The 15,070-nt window shown below is 72.0% G+C and carries 12 protein-coding genes and 1 riboswitch; of the genes, 8 read left to right on the forward strand and 4 right to left on the reverse strand.

Features of this window, described 5'->3' with window-relative positions:
* Positions 1 to 32: 32 nt before the first annotated feature.
* The 8 genes from KHP12_RS33110 (at position 33) to def (ending at position 9,270) form a co-directional block, all read left to right on the forward strand.
* Positions 33 to 851, forward strand: coding sequence for an SOS response-associated peptidase (locus tag KHP12_RS33110; protein ID WP_086885973.1), 819 nt, complete (start codon positions 33 to 35; stop codon positions 849 to 851).
* On the forward strand, positions 851 to 1,540 hold the full coding sequence (locus KHP12_RS33115) for an alpha/beta hydrolase family protein (RefSeq protein ID WP_210609839.1): 690 nt from the start codon (positions 851 to 853) through the stop codon (positions 1,538 to 1,540). Before KHP12_RS33110 ends, KHP12_RS33115 begins: the two co-directional genes overlap by 1 nt.
* A gap of 314 nt (positions 1,541 to 1,854) precedes the next feature.
* Positions 1,855 to 2,544, forward strand: coding sequence for a sigma-70 family RNA polymerase sigma factor (locus KHP12_RS33120; protein ID WP_037952362.1), 690 nt, complete (start codon positions 1,855 to 1,857; stop codon positions 2,542 to 2,544).
* Complete coding sequence (gene rsrA, locus KHP12_RS33125; protein WP_037952365.1) at positions 2,541 to 2,882, forward strand: mycothiol system anti-sigma-R factor; 342 nt, start codon at positions 2,541 to 2,543, stop codon at positions 2,880 to 2,882. Before KHP12_RS33120 ends, rsrA begins: the two co-directional genes overlap by 4 nt.
* Positions 2,883 to 3,166: 284 nt before the next feature.
* On the forward strand, positions 3,167 to 4,606 hold the full coding sequence (locus KHP12_RS33130) for an HD-GYP domain-containing protein (protein WP_211834934.1): 1,440 nt from the start codon (positions 3,167 to 3,169) through the stop codon (positions 4,604 to 4,606).
* Positions 4,607 to 5,058: 452 nt separating this feature from the next.
* Positions 5,059 to 6,324 carry an HD-GYP domain-containing protein gene (locus tag KHP12_RS33135; RefSeq protein ID WP_107471952.1) on the forward strand — a complete coding sequence of 422 codons (1,266 nt, stop codon included), beginning with the start codon at positions 5,059 to 5,061 and terminating at the stop codon, positions 6,322 to 6,324.
* A gap of 240 nt (positions 6,325 to 6,564) precedes the next feature.
* A complete protein-coding gene (locus KHP12_RS33140; protein ID WP_020868546.1) occupies positions 6,565 to 7,551 on the forward strand; it encodes a tetratricopeptide repeat protein in 987 nt (328 codons plus the stop codon).
* A 1,089-nt stretch (positions 7,552 to 8,640) separates the two neighbouring features.
* The gene (gene def / locus KHP12_RS33145) at positions 8,641 to 9,270 is read left to right on the forward strand and encodes a peptide deformylase (RefSeq protein WP_037952368.1); all 630 of its coding nucleotides are present in this window, start codon (positions 8,641 to 8,643) and stop codon (positions 9,268 to 9,270) included.
* Positions 9,271 to 9,375: 105 nt separating this feature from the next.
* On the opposite strand, the gene KHP12_RS33150 is transcribed toward def, so the two are convergent.
* The 4 genes from KHP12_RS33150 to KHP12_RS33165 form a co-directional block, all read right to left on the reverse strand.
* Positions 9,376 to 10,407 (reverse strand): ribonucleotide-diphosphate reductase subunit beta, encoded by a 1,032-nt coding sequence (locus tag KHP12_RS33150; protein ID WP_166484182.1) that lies wholly within the window; start codon positions 10,405 to 10,407, stop codon positions 9,376 to 9,378.
* 17 nt (positions 10,408 to 10,424) lie between these two features.
* Positions 10,425 to 12,833 carry a ribonucleoside-diphosphate reductase subunit alpha gene (locus tag KHP12_RS33155; protein WP_086886308.1) on the reverse strand — a complete coding sequence of 803 codons (2,409 nt, stop codon included), beginning with the start codon at positions 12,831 to 12,833 and terminating at the stop codon, positions 10,425 to 10,427.
* A 134-nt stretch (positions 12,834 to 12,967) separates the two neighbouring features.
* A riboswitch (adenosylcobalamin (AdoCbl) riboswitch) is annotated at positions 12,968 to 13,132 on the reverse strand.
* Between the two features lie 125 nt (positions 13,133 to 13,257).
* Positions 13,258 to 14,091: an ABC transporter ATP-binding protein gene (locus KHP12_RS33160; RefSeq protein ID WP_372455245.1), complete on the reverse strand. Its 834-nt coding sequence runs from the start codon at positions 14,089 to 14,091 to the stop codon at positions 13,258 to 13,260.
* Positions 14,084 to 15,001, reverse strand: a complete 918-nt coding sequence (locus KHP12_RS33165) for an ABC transporter permease (RefSeq protein WP_210609844.1) — start codon at positions 14,999 to 15,001, stop codon at positions 14,084 to 14,086. Before KHP12_RS33165 ends, KHP12_RS33160 begins: the two co-directional genes overlap by 8 nt.
* Between the last annotated feature and the right edge of the window lie 69 nt (positions 15,002 to 15,070).

Genomic DNA, 15,070 nt, shown 5'->3' on the forward strand with positions numbered 1-15,070 from the left:
GCGTCGGTAGGGGTCGTGGCAGTGTGGCACCTATGTGCGGTCGATACGCAGCGAGCCGGAGGCCGGAGGATCTCGTCGGGCTCTTCGGAGTGGAGAAGTGGGAGCCGGAGGAGACTCTGGCGCCGGACTGGAACGTCGCGCCCACCAAGGACGTGTACGCGGTGCTCGAACGCCCCCTCAAGGACGCAGCCGAACCGCGCCCGGTTCGTCAGCTGAGGGCGCTGAAGTGGGGGCTGGTGCCGTCCTGGGCGAAGTCCCCCGGGGGCGGCGCCAAGATGATCAACGCACGGGCCGAGACCGTGCACGAGAAGCCGTCCTACCGGCGCCCGTTCGCCTCGCGGCGCTGCATCCTGCCCGCCGACGGCTACTACGAGTGGGTCACCGCGGCGGGGGAGCGGCAGCTGGAGGAGAAGGGCAAGCGGAAGCGGCCCCGCAAGCAGCCGTACTTCGTGACCCCGGTGGACGGCTCGGTAATGGCCATGGCCGGGCTGTACGAGTTCTGGCGGGACCGGACGCTGCCGGACGAGCACCCCCGGGCGTGGTGGGTCACCTGCACGGTGATCACCACCGAGGCGGACAAGGAGCCCTTCGGGGGCGCGGCCCGGGACGAGGGGCCGGGCTCGCTCGCCGAGATCCACCCGCGGATGCCGCTGGTCCTCACCGAGGACCGCTGGGCCTCCTGGCTGGACCCGGGCCGCACCGACCCCGACGACCTGCTGCCGCTGCTGGCGCCGCCGCCCTCCGGGCTGCTGCGGGCGTACCCGGTGGCCACCGGGGTGAGTGATGTCCGTAACAACGGCCCCGAGTTGCTCGAGGAACTCGAGGCCCCGGAGGAGGGCACGCTGTTCTGATGGCCGCGAAGAAGACGGATGAACCTCGGGAGAAGACGGACACACCTCGGGTCACCACCGAGATGGTGGCGACCCCGGCCGGGGACGCCCGGATCACCTGGCACCACGCCCCCGGCGCCCATGCCCTGCTCGCCGCCAGTCACGGCGCGGGCGGGGGCATCGAGGCGCGGGACCTGCGCGCGCTGGCCGGGGCGCTCCCCGGGCTCGGGGTGAGCGTCGCGCTGGTCGAGCAGCCGTGGCGGGTGGCGGGCAAGAAGATCGCGCCCGCGCCCTCGACCCTCGACACCGGATGGCGTGCCGTATGGCCCGCGCTGGAGAAGGCCGGGCTGCCGATCGTGGCGGGCGGCCGCAGCGCCGGGGCGCGGGTGGCCTGCCGGACCGCGGCGGAGCTGGGCGCGAAGGCCGTGCTGGCGCTGTCGTTCCCGCTGCACACGCCGGGCAAGCCGGAGCGGTCCCGGGCCGAGGAGCTGCTGGCCACGGGCGTGCCGACGCTGATCGTCCAGGGCGGCCGGGACCCGTTCGGGCGCCCGGAGGAGTTCCCGGAGCTGCCCGCGGCCATGGAGCTCGTGGAGGTGCCGTACGGCGATCATGTCTTCGGCCTGCCGAAGTCGGCGGACCTCGACGAGCCCGCGGCGCTCGCCCTGATCACCGGGGCCGTCACCGACTGGCTGCCGCGCGCCCTGGGCTGATCGCCGACCGCCGCCCCCTCCCTGGCCAGGGGCGCCGGGGCGGGGGCGGGGCGGGAATGCGACGGGAGGGATCCGTGTTGAACGCGCTGTCGGTACTCACCGTGTAAGAGGCACTGATACGCGGAATACGAGGAAAGGGAGTCCCCCGCATGGGTTCGCTTGCTTGCCCGGCCCGTCCACGCGGCGCTGACCTGGACTGGTCTCAGCTGTCGGCGGCGCAGGCCGTGAAGATCGAAGCGGCGGGCGCACCGGATCGTCGTCTATTCTCCGATTCCAGCGGGTCCACATCCGGACCCGACACGAAGCTGGAGGAGGTGGGTCAGGTCACTGGGACCGACGCAGGTACCGACGGCGTGACCGAGGGAGAGCCGGTCGAGCGGTCGCAGGAGTCGTCCTCGGAGCGGAACGCGCGCTTCGAGCGGGACGCCCTTGCCTTCTTGGACCAGATGTACTCGGCCGCGCTGCGGATGACGCGTAACCCGGCTGACGCCGAGGACCTCGTGCAGGAGACCTACGCCAAGGCGTACGGGTCCTTCCACCAGTTCCGCGAGGGCACCAACCTCAAGGCATGGCTGTACCGCATCCTGACCAATACCTTCATCAACTCGTACCGCAAGAAGCAGCGGGAGCCCCAGCGCAGTGCGGCCGAGGAGATCGAGGACTGGCAGCTCGCGCGCGCCGAGTCGCATATGTCGACCGGTCTGCGCTCGGCCGAGTCGCAGGCCCTCGACCACCTGCCCGACTCCGATGTCAAGGAGGCCCTTCAGGCCATCCCCGAGGAGTTCCGCATCGCGGTCTATCTCGCGGATGTCGAGGGCTTTGCCTACAAGGAGATCGCGGACATCATGGGTACACCCATCGGTACGGTGATGTCCCGGCTGCACCGTGGGCGCCGCCAGCTGCGCGGTCTGCTGGAGGACTACGCCCGTGGGCGCGGGCTGGTCCCGGCCGGCGCGGGCGCCGCGGCGGACGAGTCGCACGATCGGAAAGGCGCGGACTCATGAGCTGCGGAGAGCCGCATGAGACGGACTGCTCCGAGGTTCTCGACCACCTCTACGAGTTCCTCGACCACGAGATGCCGGACGGCGACTGCGCCAAGTTCGAGGTGCACTTCGACGAGTGCTCCCCGTGCCTGGAGAAGTACGGCCTCGAGAAGGCCGTGAAGAAGCTCGTCAAGCGGTGCTGCGGCCATGACGACGTGCCCACCGACCTCCGGTCGAAGGTCATGGGGCGGATCGAGCTGATCCGCTCCGGGCAGGCGGTGCCGGAGCGCGAGATCACGACGGAGACGAAAGCGCCGGGCAGCGCGCCGAGCAACGCGCCGAGCAGCGCCCAGGAATGACCCCGGGGCTCGAGCCCAAGTGACCGCGCAGCTCGGGCTCAAGTGACCCCGCAGCTCGGGCTCATGTGACCCCGGGGCTCCGGCCCCAGCGGATCCCTGGTCGAACGCCAATCGAGTTGGCGCGTTCTCATTCCCACCCTCGGTGATCAGATCATCACTCGAAGGGGTGTAATCGGACAGTCCCTCCGGTCCCATACGCCCCGTCTCGTCCTAAGCTCCCCAACCACCTGAACCGCCCCGCCCGAGGGGGCGGCGCAATGGCCATGGATGGGGAGGAGGACACCGTGCGGGCACTTCCCCACGGGGCGCGCGCCTATGTCCTGTGCGCCGTGCTCGCCGGGGCGTACTGCGCCGCCCCGGCCGTACGGCCCGGAGCGGCCGTCCCCTGGGCCACGACCGCCCTGCTCGCCGCGGTGCACGCGGTCGGCTCCAGGGTTCGCGGCCGCTGGCCCGAATGGTGCAGCCCCGTCCTTCTGGCCGGGGCTTTTCTGCTGCCGCCCGCCGCCGCGGCGCTGGTCGCCGTGCCCGGGGCGCTGCTCGCCCGCGTCGAGCGGCCACCCGCCGGGGCGCGGCGGGCCTGGCGCGCCGCACGGCTCTCACTGGCCGTCTGGACCGCCTCATGCGCCTTCGCGGCCCTGGACGGCCCCGGGACCCTCAGCGCCCTCTGGGCCCTCGGCGAGGGCGCCCAGGTCCCCGCTGCGCAGGCGTCGTCGTCCGGTGCGCCCGGCTTTCCGTACGCCCTGGCGGCCGCCGTGGCCGCCGCGCTCGTCCTGGGCCTGACCGCCACCGCGCTGGAGGGCGGGGTGCTGGTCACCGCCGAGCGGCAGTCCGCGCGCGCCGCCTGGTGGGGGCGGCTGCCCGGCGCCCTCGCCCCGTATCTGGTGCACGGGCCGGCCGGGCTGGCCATGGCGGTGCTGTGGCGTAGCCCTTACGGACCGGCGGCGGCCCTGCTGGTGCTGCTGCCGATGTACGTCTGCGCCTGCGGCTTCGTGCTCTACCGCCGCGAGAGCGCCGCCCACCAGGCCACCATCCGGGCCCTCGTCCAGGCGGTCGACATCAAGGACCGCTACACCCGCGGCCACAGCGAGCGCGTCGGCCGCGCCTCCGCGATGATCGCCCGCGAGCTGGGCATGAGCGGCGACCGGCTGGAGGCGCTGCGGATCGCGGGCATCCTCCACGACGTCGGCAAGCTCGGCGTGCCCACCCGGCTGCTGCGCAAAAACGGTCCGCTGACGCCCGACGAGCGCCGGGTGATCGAGCTGCACCCCGAGTACGGCGACGAGATGGTGCGCGGCATCGGCTTCCTGGGCGAGGCGCGGGCCGCGATCCTCCACCACCATGAGCGGCTGGACGGCAGCGGCTATCCGTACGGGCTCGCCGGGGCGCAGATCCCGGAGTTCGCCCGGGTGGTCGCGGTGGCGGACGCCTTCGACGCGATGACCTCGACACGTACGTACCGCAGGGCCCGGCCGGTGCCCACGGCCGTGGCGGAGCTGCAACGGTGCGCGGGCTCACAGTTCGACCCCCGCATGGTGGGGGCCCTCACCCGCGCCCTGGACCGCCACGGCTGGCACGCGGCGGTCACCGCGGACGCCCCTGAGGAGCGCGGAAACGTCCCGCCAGAGCCCGCCGCCTCGCCCCTGGTACGTGCCGCCGCCCCGGGCGCGTCGGACGCCCCCGGCGGACCCCACCCCGGCGCGGGCACCCCCGGCGGTGGACCATGACCCCCGCCGAGGACCCCACCCCGCCCAGCACGAACGATTCCCCCCGTGCTTCCCGGCCCACCCACGAGAAGCCCGGGGAATCCCCGGACACCTCGGCCAGAGGCGGACCGGGGGCCCCGGGCCGCCCCGGTTCCGATCGGGGCCCTCGGCCCGTCCCCGGGCGAGCTGACGCGGGGGCCGGGGGGTCCGCGGGCACCTCGGCCGGAGGCGAGCCCGGCGCCTCGGGTCGCCGCGGTGCGCGTGAGCGGGATGAGAGCGCGGCTCAGTGGCCCGCCAGGGTGGCCCGCTCCACCTCAGGAGCGGCCACCCCCCGCGCCATCGCGCGGATCGCCGAGCGGCATGCCCGTGCCGTCCACCGTGCCCGCCGCCAGCGGGCCGAGACCGCCGCCGCCCGGGAGGAGGGGCGGGAGCGCATATCCCGGGGTCGTTATGGCGGCCTTACGGTCGTCGCCGTGTATGGCGCGGCGGGGGCGCTCGCCGTGGTGGCGCTGGTGTGGACCGAGTGGCATGGGGTGCGGCAGGCGGAGGCGGCGCTGGCCTTCGGGGCGCTTATCGCCGTCGGGGAGGCGATCCGGTGCGTAGAGGCGCCGCCAGCTCTGGCGGGCGGCGGCGGGGGAGTGCCCGATCCGCGCGGTGAGCCCGCGCCCCTCGCCGCCGCCGGCGCCCTCGGTTACGCCCTGCTCGGGCGGCTCGGCGGGGAGCCCGCCGGCCACGGCGTCCTCCAGGTGGTCACCGTCGTCGTGGCCGCGTCGCTCGCCGGGCTGGTGGCGCCGCTCGCGCTCGGCTGTCCGGTCGACCCCGGCCACACCGCCCGCCGGGTGCTGACCGCCGCGTTCGCCGCCGTCTGCTTCCAACCGCTGCACCGGACCGGCCGTTTGGCCGACTGGCTCGGCCACGGCCCGTTCATCGTCGGCTATTTGCTCGCCCTGCTGGCCCTGACCGCCCTGTGCGACGCGGTCCTGGCCGCCGCCCTCGCCCGCGCCCGTACCGGCTGGCCTTACGGCCCGCTCCTCCGCGACGAGCTGCGCTCGCTGCCCGGGGTCGGGGCGGCGGTGTGCGCGACCGCGGCCGTGATGGCGCTCACCGTGGCCGTCGCCGGGTTGTGGCCGGTGCCGGTGCTGGCGGTGCCGCTGCTGCTGATCCAGTACTCCTACCGCCGCTACGCCGGGATACGGGCCACCTACCGCCAGACCATCGCCTCCCTGGCCCGGGCGACCGAGATAGCCGGGTACACCCCGACGGGCCACGCCCGCGAGGTGGCCGGGCTCAGCCGGGCCGTGGGGCGTGAGCTGGGCCTCTCCGAGCCCCGGCTGACCGTGCTGGAGTACGCGGCGCTGATGCACGACATCGGCCAGCTGTCGCTGGTGGACCCGGTGCCCGCGGGGGCCACCGAGCCGCTGCCCGCCCCCGAGCAGCGCAAAATCGCGCTGCTCGGCGGCGCTGTGGTGCGCCAGACCGGGGTACCCGCCGAGGTGGCGCTGGTCGTGGAGCGCCAGGCGGACCCGTACCGCGAGCAGCCGCTCGCCGCGCGTATCGTGCGCGCGGTGAACGCGTACACCGAGCTGGTGGGCGGGCCCGCGGCCGAGGGAGCGGCCGGGGTGGCCGCGCTGCGCGCCCTGGAGCGGCTGCGGCTGGCCACGGCGCGCGACTTCGACCCGGTCGTGGTCGAGGCGCTCGCCACGGTGCTGTCGCGCGGGGTTTACGGCCGCCCCCGGTGAGAACTGATAACTCGCCGGTAATGAGCGGGGCTCCCGAGGGGCATGGTTGGATGCGAGGAGAGGGGTGCCAGGCCAGATGGCCGGTGGCAAGGAGGTGTGGTGGGCGTCGCATCCCGGCCGCAGCGTGAGGGGTCGGGCTGAGATGTCCGCGAATGTGTGGCAGGTTGTCTTCAAGGGAGGGCGACGCCGTCCGCGAAGGCATCTGGTACGGGACGACTTCGATACCGGCAGGCGGGAATCGTGAAGATCTTCGGCAAGGTACGGCACCGGCCGTCCGCCTCATGGCGGCAGGCCACGGACCGTGCGTTCACGCTCATCGGCGACGGCCGGTACGAGGACGCGGGCGCGCTGCTGACCCGCGCCGCCGACCTGGAGCCGTGGCTGTCGGAGTCCTGGTTCAACCTGGCGCTGCTGCACAAGTTCCGGCACGACTGGGAGCAGGCGCGCGCCGCGGGGCTCCGGGCGGTCGCGCTGCTGGACCGCGAGACGGGCGCTCCGGACTGGTGGAACGTGGGGATCGCCGCCACCGCGCTCCAGGACTGGCCGCTGGCCCGCCGCGCCTGGCAGGCGTACGGGCTGAAGGTGCCCGGAGAGGCGTCCGCGTCCGGTGAGCCGCTCGGCATGGAGCTGGGCAGCGCGGCGGTGCGGCTGTCCCCGGAGGGCGAGGCCGAGGTGGTCTGGGGCCGCCGGCTGGATCCGGCCCGGATCGAGGTGCTGTCCATCCCGCTGCCGTCGTCCGGGCGGCGCTGGGGCGAGGTGGTCCTGCACGACGGTGTGCCGCACGGTGAGCGGGTGACCTCCGCGGGCCCCGCGTACCCGGTCTTCGACGAGATCGAGCTGTGGGCGCCGTCCCCCGTGCCGACCTGGGTGGTGCTGCTGGAGGCGGCCACCGAGGCCGACCGGGACGCCTTGGAGCGGCTCGCGGCGGACGCGGGCTTCGCGGCCGAGGACTGGTCGTCGTCGGTGCGGCTGCTGTGCCGTTCCTGCTCGGAGAGCCGGATGCCCAGCGACGAGGGCGAGGGCGAGCATCTGGACCCCCACGACCACAGCGAACCGGGCCACCCTGGGCCGCTGGGCCACCGTATGGCGGGGTCGGGGTCGCTGTGGGTTCCCGAGCGTGAATGCGGGATCGCGGCGCCTGGGGGGTTGGTGCGGGGGTTGCTGGACGGGTGGGTTGCGGACAGTCCGGACACGCGTGAGTGGCGGGATCTGGAAGAGGTCTGCTGACCGCCTGGCGGCTGGCGGATCGTGGGCGCCTGCGGCGGGCTTGTCCCCTCCCCGCCCCTTCCCGAAACTGGGGCTCCGCCCCAGCCCCCGAACCGGGGCTCCGCCCCAGACCCCGGACCCTGGGCCAGGGCTTCGCCCCAGACCGCGGGCCGGGGCTGCGTCCCGGACCCTGGACCCTGGGCGGGGGCTCCGCCCAGATCCCGGAGCGGTCCGCCCAGACTTCGGACCCCGGGCCGGGGCTCCGCCCCAGACCCTGGAGCGGGCCGCCGCCCAGACCCCAGACCCCGGCCCAGGGCTCCGCCCAGACCCCGGACCGGGCTGCGTCCCGGACCCCGGATCCTGGGCCAGGGCTTCGCTCCAGACCGCGGGCCGGGGCTGCGTCCCGGACCCCGGCCCAGGGCTCCGCCCAGACCCCGGACCGGGCTGCGTCCCGGACCCCGGATCCTGGGCCAGGGCTTCGCTCCAGACCGCGGGCCGGGGCTGCGTCCCGGACCCCGGGTCCTGGGACGGGGCTCCGCCCCACACCCCGGGCCCTGGGCCGGGCCTTCGCCCCAGACCCTGGGCCAGGGCCCTGCCTCAGACCCCGGAGCAGGGCTCCGCACGGACCCCGGGTCCTGGGCCGGGGCTTTGCCCCAGACCCCGAACCGGGGCTCCGCCCCAGCCCCCGGACCCCGGAGCGGGGCTTCGCCGCAGGCCCTGGGCCCTAGGTCGAGGCTCCGCCCCAGTCCTCGGTCGGGAGCTCCGGGTGTGTTCGGTCATCCGACTGCGTCGGCGTGCCGACCGCGTCCCGCGGACGGGCCTGGCGCCCTGCTCACCGGCCGGCCGCTCGACCATCGCGGCGCAGGTGGCGTGGTCGGCGCACCGGCCGGGGAGCTGAGCGCGGCAGCGGTCGACGCGGCGGCACCCGGGGTCCAGGGGCGGAGCCCTTGCCACGCGGCGGAGCCGTATGTCGGTGCTGCGGGAAGGGGCGGGGAGGGGAAAGACCCGCCAGCGGCCCGTCACACCGCGTAAGCGCGCCGCACCCCGCCGCGCCGTGCCCGTACCCTGTAGGGCGACGCATCACGGTTGAAGGAAGGCATACGGCGGACGATGTCGCAGCAAGGGACGAAGCAGCGGGTGGACGACGAGTTCATCGTGGACACGGAGGACTGCGAGGAGCGCGAGCGGGCCTTCCGCGAGCGCGGCACCGCCCGCCCGATCACCGTGTACGGCAACCCGGTCCTGCACAAGGAGTGCCGGGACGTGACCGTGTTCGACGAGGAGCTCGCGCGGCTCGTCGACGACATGTTCGCCAGCCAGCGGGCGGCGGAGGGCGTGGGCCTGGCCGCCAACCAGATCGGTGTCGACCTTAAGGTCTTCGTCTACGACTGCATGGACGACGAGGGCGTTCGCCATGTGGGCGTGGTGTGCAACCCGGTCCTGGAGGAGCTGCCCGCCGACCGCCGGGTGCTGGACGACTCCAACGAGGGCTGTCTGTCGGTCCCCACGGCCTACGCCGAGCTGGCCCGCCCCGACTACGCGGTCGTGCGCGGCCAGGACCTCGACGGCGAGCCGATCGCCGTGCGCGGCACCGGCTACTTCGCGCGCTGCCTCCAGCACGAGACCGACCACCTCTACGGCTACCTCTACATCGACCGGCTCTCCAAGCGCGACCGTAAGGATGTGCTGAAGCAGATGGCCGAGGGCACCGCCCGCTATGAGACGGTGCCCAACGACTGAGTGTGTCCTAGCTCACAGGGCGGGCCGGGTCCCTCGGGGTCCGGCCCGCCCCGTTGCCGTCAGAAGTCTTCTGACATCAGAAGCTGACATAGAAGTCTTCTGACATCAGAAGTCGTCGTCGAACGCCACCGATCCCTCGACCGCGACCTGGTACGCCGAGGCGCGCCGCTCGAAGAAGTTGGTCAGCTCCTGGACGTTCTGGAGCTCCATGAAGGAGAACGGGTTCTCCGAGCCGAAGACCGGCGCGAAGCCGAGCCGCTGGAGGCGCTGGTCGGCCACGCACTCCAGATACTCCTGCATCGACGCGGTGTTCATGCCCGGCAGCCCGTCCCCGCACAGATCGCGGGCGAACTGGAGCTCCGCCTCGACGGCCTCCTTCAGCATGTCGGTGACCTGCCGCTGGAGCTCGTCGTCGAAGAGGTCCGGCTCCTCCTCGCGGACGGTGTCCACGACCGAGAAGGCGAACTCCATGTGCATCGACTCGTCGCGGAACACCCAGTTGGTGCCCGTCGCCAGGCCGTGCAGCAGCCCGCGCGAGCGGAGCCAGTACACGTAGGCGAAGGCGCCGTAGAAGAACAGCCCCTCGATGCAGGCCGCGAAGCAGATCAGGTTGAGCAGGAAGCGGCGGCGGTCCGCCTTGGTCTCCAGCCGCTCGATCTTCTCCACCGAGTCCATCCAGCGGAAGCAGAACTCCGCCTTCTCCCGGATGGAGGGGATGTTCTCGACGGCGGCGAAGGCCGCGGCGCGGTCGTCCGGGTCGGGGAGGTAGGTGTCCAGCAGCGTCAGATAGAACTGGACGTGCACCGCCTCCTCGAAGAGCTGCCGCGACAGATACAGCCGCGCCTCGGGGGAGTTGATGTGCTTGTAGAGCGTCAGCACCAGGTTGTTGGCCACGATCGAGTCGCCGGTGGCGAAGAAGGCGACCAGACGGCCGATGAGGTGCTGCTCACCGGGGGAGAGCTTGGCGAGGTCGGCGACGTCGGAGTGGAGGTCGACCTCCTCCACGGTCCAGGTGTTCTTGATCGCGTCCCGGTAGCGGTCGTAGAACTGCGGGTACCGCATCGGCCGCAGGGTCAGCTCGAACCCGGGATCCAGCAGGTTCTTGACGTGGCCCGGCGCGGTGTTCACGGTGGTCATCTCGGATGCGGTGGGCATTACTGGCAGGCCTCGCAGGACTCGGGGTTTTCCAGGGAGCAGGCGATCGCGTCGGCCTCGGCCGGGGCCTGCTGTACGGGGACGGTGGGGGTGGGGGTGGCGGCCGCGGCGCCGCCCCGGGCGCTCTGGGCGATCCGGGTGGCCGGACGCGAGCGCAGGTAGTACGTGGTCTTGATGCCGCGCTTCCAGGCGTAGGCGTACATCGAGCTGAGCTTGCCGATGGTCGGTGAGGCCATGAACAGGTTCAGCGACTGGCTCTGGTCCAGGTACGGCGTGCGGGCCGCCGCCATGTCGATCAGGGCGCGCTGCGGGATCTCCCACGCGGTGCGGTACAGCTCCCGTATGTCCGCGGGCACCCAGGAGAAGTCCTGGACCGAGCCATTGGACTCGCGCAGCGCCTCACGGGTCTGGGCGTCCCAGACGCCCAGCTTCTTGAGGTCGTCCACCAGATAGGAGTTGACCTGGAGGAACTCCCCGCTGAGCGTTTCGCGCTTGAAGAGGTTGGAGACCTGCGGCTCGATGCACTCGTAGACGCCCGCGATGGAGGCGATGGTCGCGGTCGGCGCGATCGCCAGCAGCAGCGAGTTCCGCATCCCGGACTTCGCCATCCGCGCGCGCAGCGCCTGCCAGCGCTCCGGCCAGGTGGCCACCGCGTCCGTGTAGTGGTCCGGGTGCAGCACACCGCGCGCGGTGCGGGTCTCGGCCCAGGCGGGGTGCGGGCCGTGGCGCTCGGCGAGCTCGCAGGACGCCTCGTACGCGGCGAGCATGATGCGCTCGGAGATCCGCGTGGAGAGCGCCGTGGCCTCGGACGAGTCGAACGGCAGCCGCAGCCGGAAGAAGACGTCCTGGAGCCCCATGAGGCCCAGACCCACCGGGCGCCAGCGGGAGTTGGAGGCCCCGGCCTCCTCCGTGGGGTAGAAGTTGATGTCCACCACGCGGTCGAGGAAGGTCACGGCGGTGTGGACGGTGGCGTCCAGGCGCTCCCAGTCCAGCTGCCCGTCCTCGCCCAGGTGCGCGGCGAGGTTGACCGATCCGAGATTGCACACGGCGGTCTCGCCGTCGTTCGTGACCTCCAGGATCTCGGTGCAGAGGTTGGAGGAGTGGACGACCCTGCCGGGCTCGGCGGTCTGGTTGGCGGTGCGGTTGGCGGCGTCCTTGAACGTCATCCAGCCGTTGCCGGTCTGCGCGAGGGTGCGCATCATCCGGGCGTACAGCTGGCGCGCCGGGACCTGCTTGACGGCCTTGCCCTCGGCCTCGGCCCTGCGGTACGCGGCGTCGAACTCCTCGCCCCACAGGTCCACCAGATCGGGCGCGTCGGCCGGGGAGAACAGCGACCAGTCGGCATCCGCCTCGACCCGCCGCATGAACTCGTCCGGGATCCAGTGGGCGATGTTGAGGTTGTGGGTGCGGCGGGCGTCCTCGCCCGTGTTGTCCCGCAGCTCCAGGAACTCCTCGAGGTCCGCGTGCCAGGTCTCCAGGTAGACACAGGCCGCGCCCTTGCGCCGGCCGCCCTGGTTGACGGCGGCAACCGAGGCGTCGAGCGTGCGCAGGAACGGCACGATGCCGTTGGAGTGCCCGTTGGTGCCCCGGATCAGCGAACCGCGGGCCCGGATGCGGGAGTAGGACAGGCCGATGCCGCCCGCGTGCTTCGACAGCCGCGCCACCTGGTGGTAGCGGTTGTAGATAGAGTCCAGCTCGTCCAGCGGGGAGTCCAGCAGATAGCAGGACGACATCTGCGGATGCCGGGTGCCGGAGTTGAACAGCGTGGGGGAGCTGGGCAGATACGACAGCGTGCTGGTCAGCCGGTAGAGCTCGGCCACATCGTCCAGCGCCCGCTCCGAGAGGTTCTCGGCGAGCCCGCAGGCCACGCGCAGCAGGAAGTGCTGCGGGGTCTCGATCACCTGACGGGTGATCGGGTGGCGCAGCAGATAGCGGCTGTAGAGGGTGCGCAGCCCGAAGTAGCCGAAGCGGTTGTCGGCGCCGTCGGCCAGCGCCCGCTCCACCAGCGCGTCCAGCCGCTCGGCGTGGGCGGCGGCGAACTCCGCGGTGGAGTCGGCGAGCAGGCCCTCGCGGTGGCCCACCCGGACGGAGGTGGAGAAGGAGACCGCGCCCTGCCCGGCCGCCTCCTCCGTGATGGTCAGCGCCAGCAGCCGCGCCGCGAGCCGTGAGTACTCCGGCTCCTCGGCGATCAGTCCGGCCGCCGCCTCGGTCGCGAGCCCGCGCAACTCCGCCTCGTCCGAGCCGGGATGACGGCCGCGCAGGGCGGCGGCCGCGACCTTGCCGGGGTCGGTGGCGGGCAGGTCGGCGGTGAGTCCGGTCAGAGTCCGTAGCAGGGCGGTCCCGGGCGCGTCGTCCGCTGCCTGAGAAGCCGCCTGCGCTGAAACCGGATCGGCGGGCGCGATGGTCACTGAGGTGCTCTCCTTCGCTCGGTCAGGGCCTGTCCGGATCACAACTCCGGACGGGCCTGAGGCCGCGAAGGGTGGTGCGACGGTCGCGTACGGGCATGCCGGTGCCGCACTCCTCGTACGCCAGACACACCACGCAGCGTCCATCGGCCCAACCCTCGAGGCCGGGGGACGTGTTCACAGGGCTGTCGGCAGGCGCTCGGACTTACGGGCACGCCGAATTGAGCGCACACGTACACCGTTGCGGGACAGTTCCGGATTCCCACCGGATTCCCCTGCGGCGACAGCGAGGACGAGCATACATCTTGTGTTGGCCGACGCACGTGCCCCCATATCTTGTGTCGGAGCTGCGGAGTTTCGCATGAATGTGCTAGTGCGTTCCGGCCCGGCGAGCCAGCGTCCTGGTCGGGCGGCGCCCAGGCGGGGCCTACTTGCCGGTCTCCTTCTCGTACGCCTTGATGACCTCGTCGGTCGGGCCGTCCATCAGCAGCTCGCCCTTCTCCAGCCACAGCACCCGGTCACAGGTGTCCCGGATGGACTTGTTGTTGTGGCTGACGAGGAAGACCGTGCCGGCCTCCTGACGGAGCTCCCGGATCCGGGCCTCGGAACGCTTCTGGAACTTCCTGTCACCCGTGGCCAGCGCCTCGTCGATCATCAGCACATCGTGGTCCTTGGCCGCGGCGATGGAGAACCGCAGCCGGGCCGCCATACCCGAGGAGTACGTACGCATCGGCAGGGTGATGAAATCACCCTTCTCATTGATACCCGAGAAGTCCACGATGCCCTGGTAACGCTCCCGGACCTGCTCACGCGACATCCCCATCGCCAGACCGCCCAGGATCACATTCCGCTCACCGGTCAGGTCGTTCATCAGCGCCGCGTTCACCCCCAGCAGCGACGGCTGACCATGGGTGTAGACCTTGCCGCGCTCGGTGGGCAGCAGCCCCGCCACCGCCTTCAGCAGGGTCGACTTCCCCGACCCATTGGACCCGATCAGACCGATCGACTCACCCTTGTACGCCACGAAGGTGACCCCGCGCACCGCGTGCACCTCACGCATGCCCGGCGCATTCTTGCGGCCCAGCAGGCGGCTGAGGGCGGCGGTGGCACTGCCCTTCCCCTTGGGGCCGCCGTTGACCCGGTAGACGATATGGACGTCGTCGGCGATGACGGTGGGCACCCGCGCCGGCGCGGAAGCCGCCCGAGCGGCCTGGTCGGCCCGCTCCGCCTGGGCACCTTTGTCGAGGGTCTGCTCAGCCACGGCCGTACTGCTCCTCTGCCTTCCAGAAGTACACGAATCCCCCGACACCGAAGAGCACCGCCCAGCCCAGGGCCAGCGCCCACACATGCGGCGGCAGGTTCGACGAGGGGTAATCGTTGATCAGGGCGTACCGCATCAGGTCCATGTAAACGGCCGCCGGATTCGCCAGCATGGCGTCGCTGATCCAGCCGCTCGCTCCCGCGTGTTCGAGGGTGCGGGCCAGCGGAAACATCACGCCCGAGGCATACATCCAGGTGCGCAGAATGAAGGGCAGCAGCTGCGCGAGGTCCGGTGTTTTGGCCCCGAGCCGCGCCACGATCAGCGACAGGCCGGTGTTGAAGACGAATTGCAGGGCCAGGGTGGGGACAATCAGCAGCCAGGCCAGTGCCGGGAAGTGGCCGAAGCCCACCAACACGACGGCCAGCACGATCATCGAGAACAGCAGCTGCTGGAGCTGCTGGAGCGCGAACGAGATGGGGAGTGAGGCGCGAGGGAAGTGCAGGGCCCGCACCAGCCCGAGATTCCCGGAGATCGCCCGTACGCCCGCCATGGCGGAACTCTGGCTGAAGGTGAAGACGAACACACCCGTCACCAGGAACGGAATGTACACGTCGTTCGGCAGGCCCCGGTTGCTCTTCAGCAGCATGCCGAAGATGAAGAAGTAGACCGCCGCGTTGAGCAGCGGGGTCGCCACCTGCCACAGCTGACCCAGCTTGGCCTGGCTGTACTGGGCGGTGAGCTTTGCCTGCGAAAAGGCCAGGATGAAGTGGCGTCGGCCCCACAGCTGACGGCTGTATTCACGCAGCCCCACCCGAGCGCCACTGACCGTGAGGCCATGGGCGGCTGCCAGGGCCGCGAGATTCTCGGGAGGGCGGATCCGTTCGCTGTCTCGAACGAGGAGCTGGCTCACGTAGACACCTTTCGGCCCTGCGGCTGGCCTCGGCACTTACGACGGAACGGATGCGTTCCGTCGTTGCGT

This window comes from Streptomyces asiaticus (genome assembly GCF_018138715.1).
GTDB lineage: Bacteria > Actinomycetota > Actinomycetes > Streptomycetales > Streptomycetaceae > Streptomyces > Streptomyces asiaticus.

Coding starts and splice junctions, on each gene's coding strand:
- KHP12_RS33110 (WP_086885973.1), top strand. CDS start 33: ATGTGCGGTCGATACGCAGCGAGCCGGAGGCCGGAGGATCTCGTCGGG.
- rsrA (WP_037952365.1), top strand. CDS start 2,541: ATGAGCTGCGGAGAGCCGCATGAGACGGACTGCTCCGAGGTTCTCGAC.
- KHP12_RS33150 (WP_166484182.1), bottom strand. CDS start 10,407: ATGACCACCGTGAACACCGCGCCGGGCCACGTCAAGAACCTGCTGGAT.
- def (WP_037952368.1), top strand. CDS start 8,641: ATGTCGCAGCAAGGGACGAAGCAGCGGGTGGACGACGAGTTCATCGTG.
- KHP12_RS33115 (WP_210609839.1), top strand. CDS start 851: ATGGCCGCGAAGAAGACGGATGAACCTCGGGAGAAGACGGACACACCT.